The 19404-nt window shown below is 66.4% G+C and carries 17 protein-coding genes; 9 read left to right on the forward strand and 8 right to left on the reverse strand.

Annotation, left to right across the window (positions count from 1 at the left end):
- Nucleotides 1–4: 4 nt before the first annotated feature.
- From B9C43_RS29510 to B9C43_RS29535, 6 genes are read left to right on the forward strand one after another with little or no spacing between them, the layout of a single operon-like run.
- Nucleotides 5–1519 (forward strand): ABC transporter permease, encoded by a 1515-nt coding sequence (locus B9C43_RS29510; protein ID WP_235038902.1) that lies wholly within the window; start codon nt 5–7, stop codon nt 1517–1519.
- Nucleotides 1519–2517 (forward strand): ABC transporter ATP-binding protein, encoded by a 999-nt coding sequence (locus tag B9C43_RS29515; protein WP_084430197.1) that lies wholly within the window; start codon nt 1519–1521, stop codon nt 2515–2517. Before B9C43_RS29510 ends, B9C43_RS29515 begins: the two co-directional genes overlap by 1 nt.
- Nucleotides 2514–4895, forward strand: a complete 2382-nt coding sequence (locus tag B9C43_RS29520) for an AMP-binding protein (RefSeq protein ID WP_084430198.1) — start codon at nt 2514–2516, stop codon at nt 4893–4895. The genes B9C43_RS29515 and B9C43_RS29520 overlap by 4 nt, the downstream gene beginning before the upstream one ends.
- Before the next feature lie 31 nt (nt 4896–4926).
- Entirely contained in the window at nt 4927–5925 is a 999-nt protein-coding gene (locus B9C43_RS29525) for a FecCD family ABC transporter permease (RefSeq protein ID WP_235038903.1), read from the forward strand.
- Nucleotides 5922–6926 carry a FecCD family ABC transporter permease gene (locus B9C43_RS29530; protein ID WP_084430199.1) on the forward strand — a complete coding sequence of 335 codons (1005 nt, stop codon included), beginning with the start codon at nt 5922–5924 and terminating at the stop codon, nt 6924–6926. Before B9C43_RS29525 ends, B9C43_RS29530 begins: the two co-directional genes overlap by 4 nt.
- Nucleotides 6927–6941: 15 nt before the next feature.
- Nucleotides 6942–7868, forward strand: coding sequence for an ABC transporter substrate-binding protein (locus tag B9C43_RS29535; protein WP_084430200.1), 927 nt, complete (start codon nt 6942–6944; stop codon nt 7866–7868).
- 277 nt (nt 7869–8145) lie between these two features.
- Here B9C43_RS29535 and B9C43_RS29540 read toward each other — a convergent pair whose 3' ends face one another.
- Nucleotides 8146–8790 (reverse strand): TetR/AcrR family transcriptional regulator, encoded by a 645-nt coding sequence (locus B9C43_RS29540; RefSeq protein WP_084430201.1) that lies wholly within the window; start codon nt 8788–8790, stop codon nt 8146–8148.
- 142 nt (nt 8791–8932) lie between these two features.
- On the opposite strand from B9C43_RS29540, the gene B9C43_RS29545 reads away from it, so the two are divergent.
- Nucleotides 8933–9712, forward strand: coding sequence for a glucose 1-dehydrogenase (locus tag B9C43_RS29545; RefSeq protein WP_084430202.1), 780 nt, complete (start codon nt 8933–8935; stop codon nt 9710–9712).
- Between the two features lie 231 nt (nt 9713–9943).
- Here the strand turns inward: B9C43_RS29545 and B9C43_RS29555 are convergent, their stop codons facing one another.
- A complete protein-coding gene (locus B9C43_RS29555; protein ID WP_235038904.1) occupies nt 9944–10840 on the reverse strand; it encodes an ADP-ribosylglycohydrolase family protein in 897 nt (298 codons plus the stop codon).
- 76 nt (nt 10841–10916) lie between these two features.
- On the opposite strand from B9C43_RS29555, the gene B9C43_RS29560 reads away from it, so the two are divergent.
- Complete coding sequence (locus tag B9C43_RS29560) at nt 10917–11477, forward strand: snapalysin family zinc-dependent metalloprotease (protein WP_033382934.1); 561 nt, start codon at nt 10917–10919, stop codon at nt 11475–11477.
- A 33-nt stretch (nt 11478–11510) separates the two neighbouring features.
- Here B9C43_RS29560 and B9C43_RS29565 read toward each other — a convergent pair whose 3' ends face one another.
- Nucleotides 11511–12101 (reverse strand): LuxR C-terminal-related transcriptional regulator, encoded by a 591-nt coding sequence (locus B9C43_RS29565; RefSeq protein ID WP_084430204.1) that lies wholly within the window; start codon nt 12099–12101, stop codon nt 11511–11513.
- A 21-nt stretch (nt 12102–12122) separates the two neighbouring features.
- Between B9C43_RS29565 and B9C43_RS29570 the strand changes: the two genes are divergently transcribed.
- Nucleotides 12123–13073: a sensor histidine kinase gene (locus tag B9C43_RS29570; protein ID WP_143446668.1), complete on the forward strand. Its 951-nt coding sequence runs from the start codon at nt 12123–12125 to the stop codon at nt 13071–13073.
- Here the strand turns inward: B9C43_RS29570 and B9C43_RS29575 are convergent.
- The 5 genes from B9C43_RS29575 to B9C43_RS29595 all read right to left on the reverse strand — a co-directional run bounded on the left by B9C43_RS29575 (nt 13061) and on the right by B9C43_RS29595 (nt 19401).
- The gene (locus B9C43_RS29575; protein ID WP_084430206.1) at nt 13061–13807 is read right to left on the reverse strand and encodes a polysaccharide deacetylase family protein; all 747 of its coding nucleotides are present in this window, start codon (nt 13805–13807) and stop codon (nt 13061–13063) included. The two genes, B9C43_RS29570 and B9C43_RS29575, sit on opposite strands and share 13 nt — an antisense overlap.
- A gap of 4 nt (nt 13808–13811) precedes the next feature.
- On the reverse strand, nt 13812–15182 hold the full coding sequence (locus B9C43_RS29580) for an alpha-amylase family glycosyl hydrolase (RefSeq protein WP_143446669.1): 1371 nt from the start codon (nt 15180–15182) through the stop codon (nt 13812–13814).
- On the reverse strand, nt 15179–16939 hold the full coding sequence (locus B9C43_RS29585; protein WP_200825735.1) for a GH39 family glycosyl hydrolase: 1761 nt from the start codon (nt 16937–16939) through the stop codon (nt 15179–15181). The genes B9C43_RS29580 and B9C43_RS29585 overlap by 4 nt, the downstream gene beginning before the upstream one ends.
- Nucleotides 16940–17012: 73 nt before the next feature.
- Complete coding sequence (locus B9C43_RS29590; RefSeq protein WP_084430209.1) at nt 17013–18515, reverse strand: glucoamylase family protein; 1503 nt, start codon at nt 18513–18515, stop codon at nt 17013–17015.
- A 4-nt stretch (nt 18516–18519) separates the two neighbouring features.
- Entirely contained in the window at nt 18520–19401 is an 882-nt protein-coding gene (locus B9C43_RS29595; RefSeq protein ID WP_084430210.1) for a carbohydrate ABC transporter permease, read from the reverse strand.
- Nucleotides 19402–19404 lie beyond the last annotated feature (3 nt).

Raw genomic sequence — 19404 nt, forward strand, 5'->3', positions numbered from 1 at the left:
CCGCGTGCGCAGCAATGCGCCGGTACTGAGCGCGGCGGCCGTCATAGCCGCGGTCGCCGCGTTGACTCCCTTGGCCTACTTGGCAGTCCGGTCCTTCGAGCGTGGATACGCCACGGTCTGGCAAGTGCTGTGGCGTGATCGCACCGCCGAGTTGGCGTTACGCAGCCTTGGGCTCGCAGGCGCTGTCACGGCCGCGTGCATCGTGCTTGGTGTGCTTGGCGCGTGGCTGGTGGTCCGCAGTGATCTTCCGGCGCGGCGCACGGTGGCGGTTCTGCTCGTCCTGCCGCTGGCGGTGCCGTCGTATGTTTCGGGCTTCACCTGGATCGCCGATGCGCCATGGCTTTCCGGGTTCAGTGGCGCTTTCCTGGTCCTGACGCTCGTGTCCTTTCCCTATGTCCTGCTGCCGGTGGCCGCGGCGCTGCGGTCGGCCGATCCGGCGATGGAGGAAGTGGCTCGATCGTTGGGGAAAACCCGGTCGCAGACGTTTGTCCTGGTGACGCTGCGGCAGATCCGTCCAGCCGCGACAGCAGGCGGTCTGCTTGTCGCGCTGTATGCCTTGAGTGACTTCGGTGCTGTGTCGTTGATGCGGTACGAGGCGTTCACGATGGGCATCTACACGAGTTACCGTGCGACATTCGACCGCACACCGGCCGCCATCCTCGGCTGTGTCCTGGTGATCTTGGCTTTGGCTCTCACGATCGGCGAGCGCAAGGCCAGGGGAGCGTGGGCGGCACGATCCTCCAAGAACGCGGGACGCACTGTCACCGTTGTCCCGCTGGGCAAAGCCCGCGGTCCTGCTGTGTTCGCGGTTGTCGTGCTGGTTGTTCTGTCGTTGGGTGTCCCGGTTTTCAGTCTCGTCCGTTGGTTGGTCATCGGCAGCTCGGCCGGGATCGATGTGGCCGGACTGCTCGCCGCGACCTGGGGCACGGTGACGGTCTCCGCCCTGGGTGCACTGTTCGCGGTGATCTTGGCGGTCCCGGTCGGGGTGTACGTGGTCCGGCACAGTGGCAGGCTCGCCAGGGGAGTGGAGCTCGCGAGCTTCGCCGGACATGCGTTGCCCGGCATCACGGTCGGGCTGGCGTTGGTGTTCTTCGCGGTCCGGTTCGTACCCGGCCTCTATCAGCGAACTCCGATGCTGGCCTTCGCCTACGCGGTCTTGTTCTTGCCGTTGGCGGTCTCCGCGGTACGGACCGCTGTCGCGAACGCACCGCCGGTGCTTGAGGACGTCTCGCGGTCGCTCGGCAAAGGCAGGGCCGCGACTCGAATGCTGGTCACGATTCCGTTGGCGGCGCCTGGCGTGCTGACTGGTGCCGCGCTCGTGTTCCTGACCTGTGCCAAGGAATTGCCTGCCACATTGATGCTCAGGCCGACTGGGACGGACACGTTGGCGACGGAGTTGTGGAGCAAGACGGACGTCTCCGCGTTCGCCGCAGCGGCGCCGTACGCGGCCGTGCTGCTCGTGGTGGCGGCGGTGCCCGCGTTGATCCTTGACCGGTTCCTCCACAAAGGAGGGATATGATGACCGGATTGGTCGTCAAGGGGTTGGTCGCCGGGTACGGGACCGATCCGGTGCTGCGTGGACTCGATCTCGTGGTGCCCGAGGGTGCTTTGGTGGCCGTGCTCGGGCCATCCGGCTGCGGCAAAACGACCCTGCTGCGGGTCGTTGCCGGGTTGCACACGCCTGCCGCGGGGCGGATCGAGCTCGGCGGTCGTGACCTGGCAGGTATCCCACCGGAACGTCGTGGAATCGGTATCGTTCCGCAAGAGGGTGCGTTGTTCCCGCATCTGACCGTGACCAGGAATGTCGCTTTTGGACTGAGCAGGGACGAGCGCCGCAATGGCCGGGTCGGCGAGCTGCTCGACCTGGTCGGCTTGGCTGACTTCGGCCAGCGGATGCCCAGTGAGCTGTCGGGTGGGCAACAGCAGCGAGTCGCATTGGCGCGTGCGCTCGCGCCCAAGCCTGGCGTCATTTTGATGGACGAGCCCTTCTCATCGCTTGACGCAGGTCTGCGCGACGAGCTGCGCGGTGACGTGCGGGCAGCCCTCAGGGCCACGGGTGCGACGGCTTTGTTGGTCACGCACGACCAGGAGGAGGCGCTGGGTGTCGCGGACCTGGTCGCGGTTCTGCGGGACGGAGCGGTCGCGCAACTCGGGACACCGCAAGAGATCTACACGTCCCCGGCCGATCTCGGGGTGGCGTTGTTCGTCGGCGAGGCGGTGACTTTCCCGGCCACGGCAACGCAGGGGTCGGTGGAGACACCGTTGGGCAGGTTCGGGGTGAAAGGCCAAGGCGCGGGCACGGTGCTCATCAGGCCGGAGCAACTACGCCTGGGTGAGGGAGCGGAGGCGGCCGTGGTCGACGTCCGGTTCCACGGCCATGGCGCGACTGTGCTGTTGCGGCTGCGCGACGGCACGCAGGTGCGTTCCAGAGTGCTGGGAACGCACGTCAAACCGGGGGAGAACACTGCGGTGACCGTACGGGGGCCGGTGCTGTTCTTCCCTGGAAATGAGCTATGAGCCAGACAATCGAGACCGTTGGTGCCCTGTTCGACCTGCGCAGGCACGGGCATCGGCTAGCCGTCGTCACACCGGACGGTACCGAGGTGTCCTATCACGACCTTGCCGATCGTGTGTCCGAAGTGGTCGATGAGCTCGGGTCTGACCGACGGCTTCTGCATGTGACGGCACGCAACGACCTCGACTCGCTCGTGACCTATCTGGCCGGTCTGCAAGGCGGTCACGTGGTCCTGCTAGCCGCGGACGACAGCCTGCGATCGGTGTACGACCCGGAAAAGGTGCACGATCTGCACCCGGATCTCGCGTTGTTGCTGTCCACATCGGGCTCGACCGGCTCGCCGAAGCTGGTCCGGCTTTCCATGGCGAACCTGCGGGCGAACGCTGCGAGCATCGCCCAGTACCTGGACATCCGTGCCACTGACCGCGCGTCCGCGACGCTGCCGATGCACTATTGCTACGGCCTGTCCGTGATCAACAGCAATCTGCTGTCCGGGGCCGGTTTGCTGCTGAGTGACAAGTCGGTGGTGGACAACGACTTCTGGGACATGTTCGGGCGATACGGCGGCACGAGCCTGCACGGTGTTCCGTACACGTTCGAGCTGCTGGACGAGCTCGGGTTCGACCAGATGGACCTGCCCAGCCTGCGGTACATCACCCAGGCGGGCGGCCGGCTCGCTCCGGCTGACGTCCGCCGCTACGCCAGGCTCGGACAGCAGCGCGGATGGCGATTTTTCGTCATGTACGGCCAGACCGAGGCCACGGCACGGATGGCGTACCTGCCACCGGACCTGGCCGCGGACAACCCCGCGGCGGTGGGTGTGCCGATCCCCGGCGGATCGTTCGACATCGCCGAGGACGGTGAGCTGATTTATCGCGGCCCGAACGTGATGCTCGGATACGCCGAGAAACCGGCGGATCTGGCTTTGGGGCGAACGATCGACGCATTGCCGACCGGTGACATCGCTCGCCGCAACGCCGCCGGGCTGTACGAGATCGTCGGCCGCAAAAGCCGGTTCGCCAAGATGTTCGGACTGCGGATCGACTTGCCGAACGTCGAACAGCTGCTTGCCGGCAACGGATTCCAAGTCGTGTGCGTGGACTCGGGTGATTCGTTGGTCATCGCGGTACTCGATGGGGATGTTGAGCGCGTGAGCGAAATTGTCCACGCGCGAACAGGTTTGCCACCAAGCAGCATCTGTGTCGTGCGAGTGGAGCGATTTCCGCGATTGCCCAACGGCAAGATGGACTATCAGGCGATCCGGCGGATGGCACCGGATCGGCCGGCCAGGGAACGGACTGTGCGCCAAGCGTTCGCCCGTGTGCTGGGGCGCCGTGAGATCGCTGATGACGCGTCCTTTGTCAGCCTTGGCGGCGATTCACTGTCGCATGTACGGATGTCGATCGAGTTGGAACGTGTCCTTGGCCGGGTTCCGGTCGGCTGGCATACGATGCCGGTGGCGCAATTGGAACGGCTGCGGCCACGGCGCTCGGCCGGAGCGATGGTGGAGACCGACATCGTATTGCGTGCCATAGCGATCACGCTGATCGTCGGCACCCACGTCGGCTTGTTCACGATCATGGGTGGCGCGCATTTGCTGCTGGTGATCGCGGGCTGGAGCTTCGCCAGATTCGGCCTGTCGCACGCTCGTCCGAGCGGCGCGATTCTGCGCAGTACGACCAGGATCGCGATCCCGTCGATGGCATGGCTGACCTACCGGATGTTCGTCTCGGACAATGTCACGCCGGCGAATGTGTTCCTGGTCAACAACTATCTGGACACCGGCACGTGGGCGTACTGGTTCATCGAAGTGCTGGTGCAGATCCTGCTTTTCCTCGCGATCGTTTTCGCGATCCCCGGTGTCGCGAACTTCGAGCGGCGGCACCGTTTCGGCTTCGCCTTCACCGGGCTGTGCGCTGCCGTCGCCGTGCTCGTTCTCCTGGAGTCCACCGGGGTCACTCCCGAATGGGGACTGAGCACCCACGGTGTGTTGTGGTTCTTCATGCTTGGCTGGATGGCGCAACGGGCGACCACGGGGACGCGGAAATGTGTCGTACTGGGTGTATGTCTGTTGCTGGTACCGGATTTCCTCGGCCATCCACTCCGAGAGATCGTAGTGATGGGCGGTGTGCTCGCGTTGATGGTGGTACCGAGATTGGTCGTGCCGAAACCGTTGGTACGACTGGTCGGATTGCTCGCGGGCGCGTCCCTCTACATCTACCTCACGCACTATGCGGTCTATTTGTCGCTGTTGCCGTACCTGCCACTCTTGCCCGTTGCCGCGATCACGCTCGCGATCGGCGTCGTCGCTTGGCGTGGTGCCGAGTGGGTCCGATGTGGATGGCGCCGGTCGCATGCTTACACTGCGCTGGAGACTTAGGCTTGGCTTTCCTAATTGCAGTGAGGTGGCGGTGGGTGGACGGCGGCGTTCGCTGGTGCTTGTCGGCGCCGGCGTGCTGGCGATTCTGGCGGTTTTCGCCAGCCTCGCCGTCGGCAACCTCGGGATCCCGCTCGGCGAGGTGTGGCGGGCGCTGGTCAGCCCGGACGACTCGGCGAGCAGCCTGATCGTCCAGACCCAGCGGATCCCGCGAACCGTGCTCGGTGTGGCGGCCGGAGCGGCACTGGCGGTCGCGGGCGTGCTGATGCAGAGCCTGACCCGCAACCCGCTCGCCGAACCGCGGATCATGGGCGTGAGCTCGGGGGCGTCGCTCGGTGTGGTCATCGCGATCTTCGTGTTCGGGGTCGAGACGCTGCCCGGATATGTCTGGTTCGGCATTCTCGGTGCGCTGGCCGCGGGCTTGCTCGTGTACGGACTGGCCGCCAGGACCCGCAGCGGATCAAGCCCGGTCACGCTCGCCCTGGTCGGCGCCGCACTCGACGCGTCGTTCGGCGCGGTGGTGATCGCGGTGCTCACGCTGGACGCGCAGACGTTCGAGCAGTACCGCTACTGGGTGATCGGGTCGTTGACCGGACGGCCCGCGGACGTCTCGTTCACCGTCCTGCCTTTCATCGTGGTCGGCCTGCTGCTTGCGATGATCTCGGCACGCGGCCTGGACGCGCTCGCACTCGGCGAGGACGTGGCCGTCGGCCTCGGTAACCGGGTCGCGATCACCCGCTACTCGGCAGCGGCGGGATCGGTGCTGCTCACGGGCGCGGCGGTGGCGGCAGCGGGCCCGATCGGGTTCGTGGGACTGGCCGTGCCGCATTTCGCCAGGGCGCTGGTCGGCAGCGATCACCGGTGGCTGCTGGCGGTGAGCGTGCCGCTGGGCGTGGTGTTCCTGCTGGGTGCGGACGTGATCGGACGCGTGGTCCTGTTGCCGGACGAGATCCGGGCCGGCGTGATCACGGCCGTGCTCGGCGCACCGTTCCTGCTGTTCCTGGTCCGCAGGCCCCGGTTGGTGACGGCATGACACGACTCGTCGTGCGGCCCGCCACGGCCGTGTCGTTCACGCTGCACCGGCGCGGCATCGTCACAGGCGGCGGGCTTGTCGTCGCGCTGGTTCTCGCTGTGGTCGCTTCGCTGAGCATTGGTTCGACGTTCGTCGAGCCCGGCGACGTGCTGCGGGCAGTGTTCGACATCCCGACGTGGGCCGAGAAGGTCGTCGAGCTGCGCACACCCCGGATCGTGCTCGCGATGGTCATCGGGGCCGCGTTGGGCCTGGCCGGGGCGTTGCTGCAGGGCGTCAGCCGCAACCCGCTGGCCAGCCCGGACGTCATCGGCATCTCCCAAGGCGCGGGCTTGGCCGCGACGATCGTGATCGTGGCCGGCGCGCCGATCGCCGTACTGCCGCCGCTCGCGTTGCTCGGCGGTCTCGGCGCCGCCGCGGTCGTCCTGCTGTTCGGGTCCGTTCGGGCGAATCGCTTTGTGCTCGCCGGAATCGCGGTCGCGGTGGCGCTCAAGGCGTTGACCGAGATCGTGATCATCGGTGCGGCTCCGATCGACGGGCAACGCGCGCAGGTCTGGCTCGTCGGGACGCTCGCGGGTTGGGGCTACGACGAGGCATTGGTCGTCGCCATCGTGATCGCCGTACTGACGCCCGTGCTGTTCTGGGCTGGCCGCGCGCTGGACACCTCAGCCCTGTCGGATGACGTCGCGCGAGCGATCGGCGTCCGGGTCGGCCCGCGTCGACTCGTGATGGCGTTGTCCGGCGTCATCCTCGCGGCGTTCGCGACCTCCCAGGTCGGGTCGGTGGACTTCGTGGCGCTGGCCGCGCCACAGATCGCACGCACGCTCGCCAAGGCCGAGCGGCCACCTTTGTTTTGCGCCGCGCTGACCGGCGCGTTGCTGACGGTCGTCGCCGACACCGCCGCGCGGACCGTCTTCGCTCCCACCCAACTTCCAGTCGGTGTACTGACCGCCGCGTTCGGCGGCGTGTACCTGGTCTGGTTGCTAGTGCGCCGCAAGCGCTGAAGGAAAGGAACACCCATGCGGAAGATCGCGACGCTGCTCGCTGCCGCGCTCGTGCTGAGCGCGTGCGGGACGGGCACCACCCCGCCTGGCGGCGCACCCGCTCCCGAGTCCGGCCAGACCCGGGCGATCAAGCACGCCATGGGTGAGACCCAGGTGCCCGCGTCGCCGCAGCGCGTTGTCGTGCTGGACACCGACAAGCTGGACTCCATGTTCAGCCTCGGCATGACGCCGGTCGGTGCGGCGCAGGCCGCGCAGAACGCGACCATCCCGAAGTACCTCGGCGCGGGGTTCCAGTCGGTCAAGCCGGTCGGCACCCTGACCGAACCCGACCTCGACGCGATCAGGGCGCTGAAGCCGGACCTGATCCTCGGCTCGAAGTTCCGCCAGGAGAAGTTCTACGACGAGCTGGCCACGATCGCTCCGACGGTGTTCACCGAGAAGGTCGGCATCACCTGGAAGGAGAACTTCCTGCTCGACGCGGACGCGTTGAACAAGAAGGCGGAGGCGCAGGCGCTGCTGGACAAGTACAAGCAGCGCGCCACCGGGTTGAAGCGCACCTCGCAGAAGGTGTCGATCGTGCGGTTCCGGCCGGACGAGATCCGGGTGTACGGCCCCGAGTCCTTCAGCGGCATCGTGCTGAAGGACGCCGGCGTGCCCCGCCCGGCTCGCCAGGAACTCGCCGACAAGTCGGACAAGCGGTTCGACGCGGTCTCACCCGAGCGCATCCAAGAGGTGGACGGTGACGTCATCTTCGTCTCGGCCTTCGGTGAGAAGGCCGCGCAGAAACAGGCCGAGACGACTGCCGGTCCGTTGTGGAACAAGCTGTCCGCGGTGGCGGCCGGCCGCGTGTACGTCGTGGACGACGAGATTTGGATGACCGGCATAGGCGTGACCTCGGCCAACAAGATCCTCGACGACCTGGAGAAGCTCCTCACCGCCTGACCCCTCCGGCGTGTCCACCACTCCGGCACACCGAAATACACATTCCGGCACACCGAAATGCCCGGCGCGACCAGCCGCCGGGCGTTTCGCCGTGTGGGCTTACCCCGTTTTGGCAGACATCGTTCACTCGATCCTGGTGCGCCAGCGTTGCCGGTCGAGTTGCTCGGTGTGCGGGCGTGCCCAGAATGCCTCGGCCAGGGCGTTGTCATACGGGTCGCCGACGGTGCCCAGTGAGGGCGGACTGCGTAGGCATCAGCTTCTTTGGTGGCGGCGGGACTCAGTCTTTGGTGGACGCCCCTGGTCCAGTCGCGGCGTACCGGGCGGCGATGGTGCGGACGGCCTCGTCGACTACCTGAGCGACGCGTTCGGCGCTAACCTCCCAGCCCGGCACTAGGAGTGTCGGCCAGAAGACGTAGTTGGAGATCATGCCCAGGAACTGGGTGGCTGCGAGATCCACGTCCTCTACCCGCACCGTTCCCGCCTCGTGCTCGGCTAGGAGGTAGCTGCGTACGGACTCGAAGTAGGGCATCTTCCCGTGCGAGAACTGCGCGTGGGCCAGCTCGGGGAATCGCGGCAGCTCGGCGATGACGATTCGGAACAGGTCGGTCATCTGGGGGCGGCTCAACAGCTCGGCGTAGCGGCGACCGATGCTGCTGAGCCCGTCGATGACGTTGCCTGCTGGCGGAGGATCCTCTTCGTCAGCGGTCGACCAGGACTCCGTGACGATGGCGTCGAAGAGGGCAGCTTTGCTCGGGAACTGCTTGAACAAGGTGGCCCGCGAAACGCCCGAGCACTCTGCGATCCGTGCCAGCGACGTGCGGTCGTAGCCCAACTCGAGGAACAGTGCGGTCGCGGCCGTCACGATCAGCGCGCGCTTCTCTTGGGCGACGCGCTGGTGGTACGTCGTCACAACCCTGCCCATGGGCCGAGCATACGAGGTGAGTGGCTTGACTCGCCACTGCGGCCGACCTAGTGTCAGGGATGGTGAGTCGCCCGGCTCACCATTGGCCGCCGTCCTTCATTGATGATCCCGGTCATTCACGCACGTACCGAAGGAACATTTGATGCCTCGCTTCGACAACCAGACCGTGCTCGTGACCGGTGGGACCGGTGGTCAGGGCTCGAGCCACGTGCGCGCCTTTCACGCGGAGGGAGCGAACGTGGTGATCGGCGGCATCGACGCGGAACGCGGCGCCGCTCTCGCGGACGAGCTCGGGACCCGTGCTCGCTTCGCCCGCCTTGACGTTACCGACGAGAGGTCGTGGTCCGCCGCTGTGCTAGCCGCCGAGAGCGCCTTCGGCGCCCTGAACGTGCTCGTCAACAACGCGGGCGTGCAGAACCCGCCTGCAACAATCGAAACCACGGACCAGGCCACGTGGTCGCGCATCCTCGACATCAACCTCACAGGGACCTTCCTCGGCATCAAGGTCGCAGCCCCCGCTCTGCGCCGCGCAGCAGGGGGAGCCATCGTCAACATCGCCTCGACCATGGGCCTGGGCGGCACGGCTCACTACGCGCCGTACGTCGCCAGCAAGTGGGCCGTGCGAGGCCTCACCCAAACGGCAGCACTCGAGCTCGGCCGCGACCACATCCGGGTGAACACCATCCACCCCGGCGTGATCGCGACCTCCTTCATCCACGAACCAGCAGCTGGCGCAGTCGCGGCAATCGCCGACTTCTACTCACCCGAGCCGTTCGCCATTCCCCGGCTTGGAGAACCGGCCGACGTCACCCAGCTGCTCCTGTTCCTGACGTCATCAGACGCCTCGTTCATCACGGGGTCGGAGTACGTCATCGACGGTGGACTCCTCCTTGGCCCCGCCCTTCAGACCGAGACCGCATGAGCAGTCCGGACACAACCGGATGGAACGACTCCGCACGGGACGCCACGACTACACCCTCAACCGTGAAGAGCCGGATAAGGCTTCGGCACGACCAACGATCTCCTTCGGCAAGATCGTCGAACCGCATCTCTCCAACATCCGTGCCCGCCAAACGGGTCAACCCCGTGCCGGAAAGCGCATCTCGACGTGCTGGTGTGGTGGACACGGTGTGCTGGTGTGGTGGACACGGGTTTAGAGGGGGAGGGGCTCGGCGGCTTGCCACCACTCGGCTGGTACGGCGTCGAGCCCGGTCCGGGGCGCGATGATGCCCGCGACCATCGCACTGTTGGTGTCCGTGTCGCCGCCTGCGATGACCGTGTCCCACAATGCTTCGACGAGGTCGTCGAGGCGCCTTGCCGCGCTCCACACCACGAACGGCACGGTGTCGGGCGCGGACAGCTTGCTCCCGTTGCCAAGCGTGCCCGCCGCGTTGCGGGGATCCACCTCGAACCCGATCCGCTGAGCCCGCCGCAGACCCTCGCGGACCAGTCCGTCCGGCACGCGGTCGATCACCTCGTCGAGCAGCTCCGAGCCAGTCACACCGTTGATTGACAACGCTGTCGCCACCGCGACAGCCACGGCTCCGGCCGCCGCCTCGGGATGAGCATGCGTCACGACCGCGGACTTGATCGCCTGGTCAGCGACCTCATCCAGCGGGAAGTACGCGCCGACCGGCGGGACTCGCATCGCCGCGCCATTGCCCCACGATCCCAAGCCGCCGAACTGCCGGGCCGCCACTTCGCGCCACGGTTCGCCGTTGTGGATCGCCTGGAGAACGTCGTGCATCGCAGGCCCGTAGTTCCGGTGCGGGTCGCGGGTGTACTCGGCGGCGAACTCCTGCGCCAAGGCGTCCTGGTCGATCTCGCCATGGCGGTTGAGCACTCGAAACACGCCAAGGGCCATCGCGGTGTCGTCAGTCCAATGCCACGGACCTGGCGCGAGCAGGCGCGGTGCACGGGTGCTACGGAACCACGTCTCGCCGAATGCGTCGCCCAACGCCAAACCCCGCAACGAGACCTCAGCACTGTCCATGTCCACGATCGTGCCAGGCAACCTTCGGCGGGTTCCGCCGACGCCGAACAGGGCCATAACATCGGGCTATGGCGCCGGCATGAACCCCCGGCGCCACGGTTACTCCAAACCCCTGCAAAGCGAGGAGTAAATCGTGCTTCGACGCACAATCACAGGTGTCATGGTCGGCGCGGCGCTGGCTATGCCCGTCACGGTGGTCACCGCGACCTCGGCCGCTGCGGCGCCCGCGGTCCTGGCGACCACGCTCACCTATGACGACAGCCAGGCAACGCAGTACTCGAGCCAGATCGCGGCGGCCGTCCAGGTATGGAACAGCAGCGTGACGAATGTGCAGATCCGCAAGGCCACCGCGGGCCAGCGGGTGAACATCCGGCTGATCGCTGATCCAGGCTGGCCGCGCGCCCAGCTCGGACCGGTCCGTCCCAACCAGACAGTGACGATCTGGATGGGCAGGCAGGCGGTCGACCAGGGGTACAACGTGACCCGGATCGCGGCCCACGAAATGGGCCACAGCCTCGGGCTGCCGGACGTCAAGCCCGGTCCGTGCTCGTCGCTGATGTCCGGCTCGACGGGCGGCGTGAGCTGCACGAACCCCAACCCGAACGCCAGCGAGAAGGCCAGGGTCGAGCGCAACTACGCGGGTACAGCGCAGGTTGCTGACACCAGCGTCGTCCTCGAGGACGCCGCGTACTGAGTGATCAGGGGGCGCCTACGGGCGTCCCCTGGTTCAGTTGTTGAGGATGGCGTCGGCCTTCAGCGCCGCCTGGGTGCGGCTGGGCACGCCGAGTTTCGCCAGCACGTTGCCGACGTGGACCTTCACCGTCCGTTCGGCAAGGCCCAGCTCGCTCGCGATGTCGCGATTGGACAGTCCACGGCCGAGCATCGCCAGCACGTCACGTTCTCGCGGCGTCAGCACCGGATGGTGGATGGACAGGCTCGTCGCCGCTACCGGGCTGATCACCGTCATTCCGCAGTGGACCGCACGGACCGCGGAGGCGAGTTCCGACCCGGTGGAGTCCTTCAGCACGAAGCCGCCGGCGCCGAGACTCAACGCCTGACGGATGTCCCTGTCCCGGCCCACAGTGGTGAGCATCAGCGTTTTGGTGACCGTGCCGATCCGCCGCAAGGTCTCCAGACCGTCCATCCCGGGCATGTAGAGATCGAGCAGGATCACGTCGATCCCGTCCAGTGCCTGTGCGAGCAGTTCCTCGCCGGACGCGCACTGCGCGACGACCGTGATGTCCGGGTGGGCATTCAGGACGAAGGTCAGTCCTTCCCGGACCAGAGTGTGATCGTCGACCACCGCCACGCGGATCATCGGACCACCTTAACCTAAGGCGTGCGATCGAGGTGGCCGGCCGACGCCGGAATAGCGCTCATGGTGGCCGTGTTGTTCTGGGGCAGCGGTGTTTGGTCCACGACCTTGGCCATTCTGCTTGGTACCGCGCAGATCGTGCCGTTGCTGGCGCGCAGACGCGCGCCCGTAACAGTTCTGGTGGCAGTCACGGCCGCGACGGTCGTCCACGTGTTACTCGGTCTGACAGTGAATATTGGATACGTTCCCGTACTGATCGGTATCTACAGCGCGTCGAGCAGGCTGTGGCTGTGTTCCGGTGCCGCGCTGGCCATCGCTTCGGCGATGTCCACAGTAAAGGGACCGGTCAACGGCGGCATGCTGACGCTCGCGATTTCCGCTGTGGCGTGGACACTCGGCGTCGAGCGGCAGAAGCACCTGTCCGAACGGGCTGAACTGGAGGCGGCGCATCGCCGTGAGCGCACGGCGATGCGCCTGCACGACACGCTCGGGCAGACCACGACCGTGATGTTGGTGCAGGCCGAGGCACTGCGATCGGCCGGCACACTGACTGAGGCGGAACGCGGCCGGGTGGACGCGATCCTTGCCGCTGGGCGGGAAGCGATGACCGAAGTCCGGCGTACGCTGGCGGACTTGCGTGACGACGTCGTGCCGGACCGGGAAACCGACCTGTCTGAACTTGTCGAACGCTTGCGGCAAGCCGGACTCGTCCTCGACGACCTGCCGGACATCCCGGAGTGGGCGCAACGCGTTGTCGCAGAGGCGTTGACGAACGTTCTCAGACACGCGGGCCCCGGCACCAAGGCAACGGTGACTGTCAACGATGTCCACGTCGAAGTCCGCAACCGGATCCCGGGCGTGATCAGGCCGCGCGGCGCAGGTTACGGACTGTCCAGTTTGGAACGCCACTTCGGATCGCGGCTGGTGTACGGCCGGCGAGGGCTGCACTGGGTAGTTCGTGTCTACTTCCCCTGATACGTCAGCAGTTCGCCGACGGTGACGAACCGGTAGCCGTCCGCCTTCAAGCGGTCGAGGATCGGCCCCACCGCCCGCCGAGTCTGCTCGCGGCCGGCGTACATGCCGTGCAACAGGATGATCGAGCCCGGCCGGACGTGCTCGACGGTGAAGTCGACGATCCGCTCGGCACTGGCGTCCACGTCCGGGTAGGTGTTCGGCTCGACGTCCCACATGATCGTCTTGCGGTTGTGCTCGTCCAGGTAGTACGGCAGCGCCAGCAGTTTCTTGCCGTTCGGCGGGCGGAAGGTGATCTCACCCTGGAAACCGGCGTCCCTGATCAGCTTGTCGGTCCGCTCGACCTCCTCGGCCACGAACCCCGGTGTCACCAACACCATCCGCTCATGCGAATACGTGTGATTGCCCAGCTCGTGCCCGGCCGCGACGATCGACCGGGCCAGCTCGGGGTGTTTCTCCATGTCCTGGCCTATCAGGTAGAACGTCGCAGGCACCTGCGCACGGGCGAGCTCGTCCAGCAGCGGCTGCGTACCTGCTGGAACCGGCCCGTCGTCGAACGTCAGCGCGACGACTTTCTGCGTCGTGTCCACGCGGTCGGTGAGCCCGCCGAAGAACTGCCACGTCCGGGCACTGGTCAGCGCTTGCAGCCCGAACGTGCCCGCGACCAGTACCAACACGGTGGCCACCGCGATGATCGTCCACCTGCGGGCGCGCCGGGATGAAGGAAGAACTCGCACGCGGTCACTCTGGCAATCGGTCCTCCGACAGGGAAGCGGCAGAGGTACTAGTACCTAAGACAGTCCACACCGCAGTGTCCGGCGGCAGCAGGTCCCCGACGAGCGGCCCACTGTGATGCAGTGGGTAACCGGGGAATGTGACTGGCTGTTGGCCGGTGTTGAGCACGCACGCCACGTCACCACGCCGAAACGCCAGCACATCACGCCTTTCCGGCAACCAGTCGAACGGCTGGCCGACGAGGAAGCGCTTACGCAGCGCGATTGCCTTGCGGTACATCGTGAGTGGTTCGGCGGGCAAGCTGTCCCATGGCATCGGTGCACGGAACCCGTCTCGGCCGCCGGGATCGCCGTAGTCCACTTCGGCGTTCTCCATGCCCAGTTCATCGCCCTGATAGATCCACGCCGAACCGGGAAACGCGAAGGTGACCAGGGCTTTCGCCAGCGCGCGGCGCAGTCCGTAGCGGCTTGCCACGCGCGGGAGGTCGTGACTGCCCAGCACCCACGTCGGCAGGGCGCCGACCTTGCCGAGGGCCTCGATCGCCTGCGCCGCGGTGTCCTGCAGGAACTCCCACGGCGCCACCGCCCAGTCGAACTGGAAGACCTGGTGCAACCGGCCGGCAGTGACCCGGGCGGCGATCCGGTCCGGCGAACCCCAGAGTTCACCGATGGCGACGCGGTCGTCGTACGAGTCCAGCACCGCGCGCCAGCGGCGGTGGATCGCTTCGGTTTCCGGCCGGTCCCAATGCGGGTGGATCGCCTGCGAGTCCACATCGGCGTAGTCCGGGTGCTTGGCCAGCCCGCCCGCGACGTCGATCCGGACGCCCGCGAAGCCACGGTCCAGCCAGAATCGCAGGGTCTGGTCGAAATCGTCGGCCACGTCCGGGTTCGTCCAGTTCAGATCCGGCTGCTGCGGGCTGAACAAGTGCAGGTACCACTGACCGTCCGGCGTCTGGGTCCACGCCGGGCCACCGAACATCGACTCCCAGCCGTTCGGCTCGGCGCGGAAGTGGTAGCGGGCCCGCTCGGGCCCGCCCCGCAACGCCGCCTGGAACCAGGGATGCTCTGCCGACGTGTGGTTGGGCACGACATCGGCGATCAGCCGCATCCCGAGCCGCCGTGCCGCATCGACCAGCATGTCCACATCGGACAAGGAGCCGTACAACGGGTCCACGGCACGGTGATCGGTGATGTCGTAGCCGGAATCAGCCTGTGGTGACGGGTAGAACGGCGAGATCCAGACCGCGTCCACCCCCAGGTCGCTCAGGTGATCCAGCCGGGACAACAGGCCGGGCAGGTCGCCGATCCCATCGCCGTCGGAGTCGCGGTAACCACGCAGGTAGACGTGATAGCCCACGGCCTCTCGCCACCAGGTCACCGCGGGACCAGCTCGATCAGGGAGATGGCCGGCATCGGAAGCGTGAACGCCATCTCGACATCCGCGTCCACTTCGATATCCTCCCCGATCCGCGCCAGTTCGTTGGCGGCGTGCAGCCGCTCCCATTGCTCCTCGGTTGGCCATGCGGCGCCATTGCTCATCCGCCCCCAGACTCCTGTGATGTTCGAGTGGTGCTCGTCCACGCGGAAATGCCTCAGGGTGTAGCGGCCCGACAGGCCTGTGAACCGCAGCTTGACGGTCCGGTTCAGCGGTGTATGTCCGTCTGCTTTGGACTGGTCGAGGGTGCCGTTCCACACCACGACCGCCACGCTGCCGTCAGGATCACGGCCTGCCCACGCTTCGACCAACGATCCCGCGCCGTCGCCGTGCGCCGAGATGTGGAGTTCTCGATCGCCCAGCCGTTCCAGCATTGTCAGCGCCCAGAACCTCGGCTTCGCCAGATCACCGACGGTGCGCAAGCCGAAACCGCCGTGCGCCAAGGATTGTGGCCGGCCGAGCTCCTCGAAGTGGTCCGAGGCGACCCAGTACGACAACGCCTCGATCCGCCCGGCTGCCGACCGCATCCCTCGCGCGAGGAATGCCGCCGACAGCACCGAATCGTTGACCGGGTGGAAGTGCTTCGGACTCACACCCCATTCCGTCCACCAGATCGGAAGCCCTGGCCGTCCGTGCCGGGCGAGTTGTGGCCGGATGTCCAGTGGCGGGCTGCCGTAGGTGTGCGTGGACACGAAGTCGACGGGGGTGTCTGGGTCTATTGTGGACAGCATCTCGTCGATCTGGCCCGCGGCGGCCGATGCCGGGCCACCCACCTTCAGCGCCGGATCGACGTCCTTGACTGCCCTGGCGGTCACCTCGTACAGACGCCAGAACTGGGCCGGTGTCCCGCTCCAGAACACCTCCAGGTTCGCCTCGTTCCAGACCTCGAAGCTCCATTCGAGCACCTCGGCCCGCCCGTGGCGTTCGATCAGGTGGCTGACCAGAGCGCGGATCAAGTCTGCCCATTTGTCCCAGTCCTTCGGCGGGGAGATGATCGCCCGGTAGAAGAACACCGTTCTGTCCGGTTCGGACGCCAGATCCGCCGGCATGAAGGACAGTTCGACCACCGGCCGCAGACCCAGTGACAGCAGCCGGTCGTAGATCCGGTCGACGCCGGTGAAGTCGTACACCGGCCGACCGTCGACCTCACGATAAACGCCCAAGTCATCGCACAGAATTCCGTGTGCCCGGACTGTCTGGGCGCCGAAGTTGTCCTTCGCCGCGACCAGAGCGGCCGCCAGCTCAGTGCCGATCGGACGTCCGCCGGTGGTCTCGGTGCTCAACAGGTGCGACAGGTGCTCCGAGCCGATCATGAATCGCCAAGGCCGTTGAAGCACACCGGCGTCCGAGTCCGCGGCCACCACGAACTCCACCTCAGCCGATCCACTTGTCCATGGTGTGGCCGCGATCGGCGCGGACGGCGTACCCGGAGTGTCCACGGAACTGAGCGCTGCCACGGAATACCAGTACTGACGCCCGGGTTCGCCGGTCGTGTCGCAGTACGGCGAGTGCGGAACCGCCAGCACGTCCAACCCGAGGTGGTCGACCGGCTCGAACGGCCCGTCCGCGCGATCGGCGCGATAGACCTGATACCCGCAGGCACCTTCGACGGGATCCCAGGACAGGGTCACCTGCGCCCGCCCGCCTGCCGCGACGACGTTGGCGGGCGGGCGCAAAGTTTCCAGGTCGGTAATGCTCATGCCCTCTCCTCGCTGTGCCCACTGAAGTCGCATGAGCTGCTCACTGTGTTGAATGGTTCGCTCGCAAGCTCGCTCACGTGCCTACCCTTCGGATACTGAACTCCTCGATGGCCAGCAACGGCCGGATACCTCGTTCGATCTCGCCACGCGTGAACGCGTTGCGCACGAGGTCGTGGCGTAGTGAATTGCCGATCGCGCCGAGGACCATGGCTTGGTCAAGCGACAGGTACCGATCGGCGACCTTGCCGCTGCGCACCGCGATCGAGTCCTTGAACCCGCCAGGGCCGTAGACGTTTCCGAAGCTCCGCTTCAACTTCGCCAAGTTGGCCAGTGCCGCGTCTTTGGCATACGGCAGAGCCAGGAACACCGCGTGCGGCGTCACGACGCCGTCGCCCCACTTCTGCGGTGCCGGTCCGGGCGCACGGCATTCGCCGAAGCCGTAGTCCACCTTGGTGCCTTCAAGGTCCGACGGATATCCGGCAGGGTCCATGCCAAGCGGCGGCGCGCCGTAGGCCGCGTAGCCACCGAGCGGGTTGCTGGCGGGGGAGAAGCCCCAGTAGCCGTACTTCGCCTCGCCGAGGCCGTGCTCGATCTGGCCTTGGACGTAGATCGGGTGGTTCAGGCCCCAGCTCTTGGGCGCCCAGCGTTCCTCGGGCACGAACAGCGCGGGCATCAGGGCCTCGAACATGTCGCCGCCCCACGTCGGCACGAACCGCTTGCCGTTGTAGCTGTACGTGCCCTCGAAGACTGGAACACCCAGATAGGACCGGTGCACGCCAACAGGCTTCTGCTTGAGCCATGACCAGTCACAGGTGTCCGGGAACGTCCGGTACGTGCCGAAGTAGTGCTCGCGCGGGATCTGGCCGAGCGCGATGCCGATGTAGCTGGCGATCCTGGGCTCGGTGTTCAGGATGTCGTAGTGGTTGCAGGTGTAGTAGACGTCCTTGTCGAACACCGAGCAGCCGGGCGGTTTCTCCGGCCAGAACCCACCTCGCAGCTGACCGGCGGGGAAGTCGTCGCCACGGGACTTCGGGTTGTAGTAGAAGCCGAAGTCCATACCGTAGAGGAGTTTCTCGGCCTTGTGGCGGGCTGACGGCTCGGCGGTCCGTACGACCATCAACGCGGCCGCCAGCCACCCGTTGTCCACACTGGACAAGAAGGGGTGGACCGGGTTGCCGTCCTCCGGCCAGATCCTCAAGACCTCACCGTTCGCCGGGTCGTACCAGTTGAAGTACATTCCGGTGGGTTCGTGCTTCTTCAGCCGGGCCAAGGTGTCCAGAGTGGCGTCGATCCGGGTACTTGCTTCGCGGCGGTCGATGATGCCCAGGTCACGGGCAACCACCGTGCTCCACAGGTAGCCGCCGATGTTCGTTGGTGACGTGTACTTGCTGCGAGTGACGGGGTTGAGGTCACCGCCGATGTTGTCGGCGACCAGGTTGGTCCGTGGGTCGAGCATCGCGGTGAACGACCGCCATGTGTCCACGGCGTATCCGTACAGCGCTGGTTTTGGTTCCGCTGTGGCTGCCGGAGCGGTGCCTAACAAGAGGGTTGCCGCCAGGATTGATACGAGTTTCATTGCCTCACCTGAATCCCGTTGTGGCGATGCCTTGAGTGAAATGCCGTTGCAGGAACGTGAAGAGCAGCAAGACCGGCACGACAACGACGACCGCACCGGCCAGCAACAGGCCGTAGTCGATGCTGTTCTGCCCCACCGAGTACAGCGCCAACGCGACGGGCATCGTGTACATGTCCTCGGTCTGGGCCACAACCAGAGGCCACAGGAAGTTGTTCCACGAACCCAAGAACGTGATGATGCCCAACGTCGCCAGCGCGGGACCGCAGAGCGGCACGACGATCCGGGCGAATATCCGCAATTCGCCCGCGCCGTCCACCCTGGCCGCGTCGATCAGCTCGTCCGGCAACTCGGAGATGAACTGCCGCATCAGGAACACACCGACCGGCTGCACCAGGTACGGCAGGATCAGCCCGGAGTACGTGTTCGCCAGGCCGGCGTTGCTGACCAGGATGAACAGCGGCACGAACGTGACCATGCCCGGCACCATCAGCATGCCCATGACCAGCCCGAACAGCAGCCTCCGCCCTCGGAACGACAGCTTCGCGAGCACATAGCCGAGCATCGAGCAGAACACCATGTTGCCCACGGTCACCGCGACCGCGACGAACACGGAGTTGGCCAGGTACGTGCCCAGATCGAGCCGCTCGAACAGGGACCGGAAGTGCTCGCCGGTGAACTGCTGCGGCCACCATGTAGGCGGTGAGCTGAGGACTTCCCGTGTCGGCTTGACCGAGCTGAGCAGCATCCACACGAACGGCGAGATCACCGCGGCCAAGCCGGCCGTGAGGATCAGATAGACCCACCAGTGGCCCGGCCTGGCAGCTGGTTTCGCTGGGCGCTCCACTGTGGACACAGTGGGTGGTGCGGGGAGCTGTGTGGTCGTCATGGC

This window comes from Kibdelosporangium aridum (assembly GCF_900176515.1).
GTDB classification, from domain to species: Bacteria; Actinomycetota; Actinomycetes; order Mycobacteriales; family Pseudonocardiaceae; genus Kibdelosporangium; species Kibdelosporangium aridum.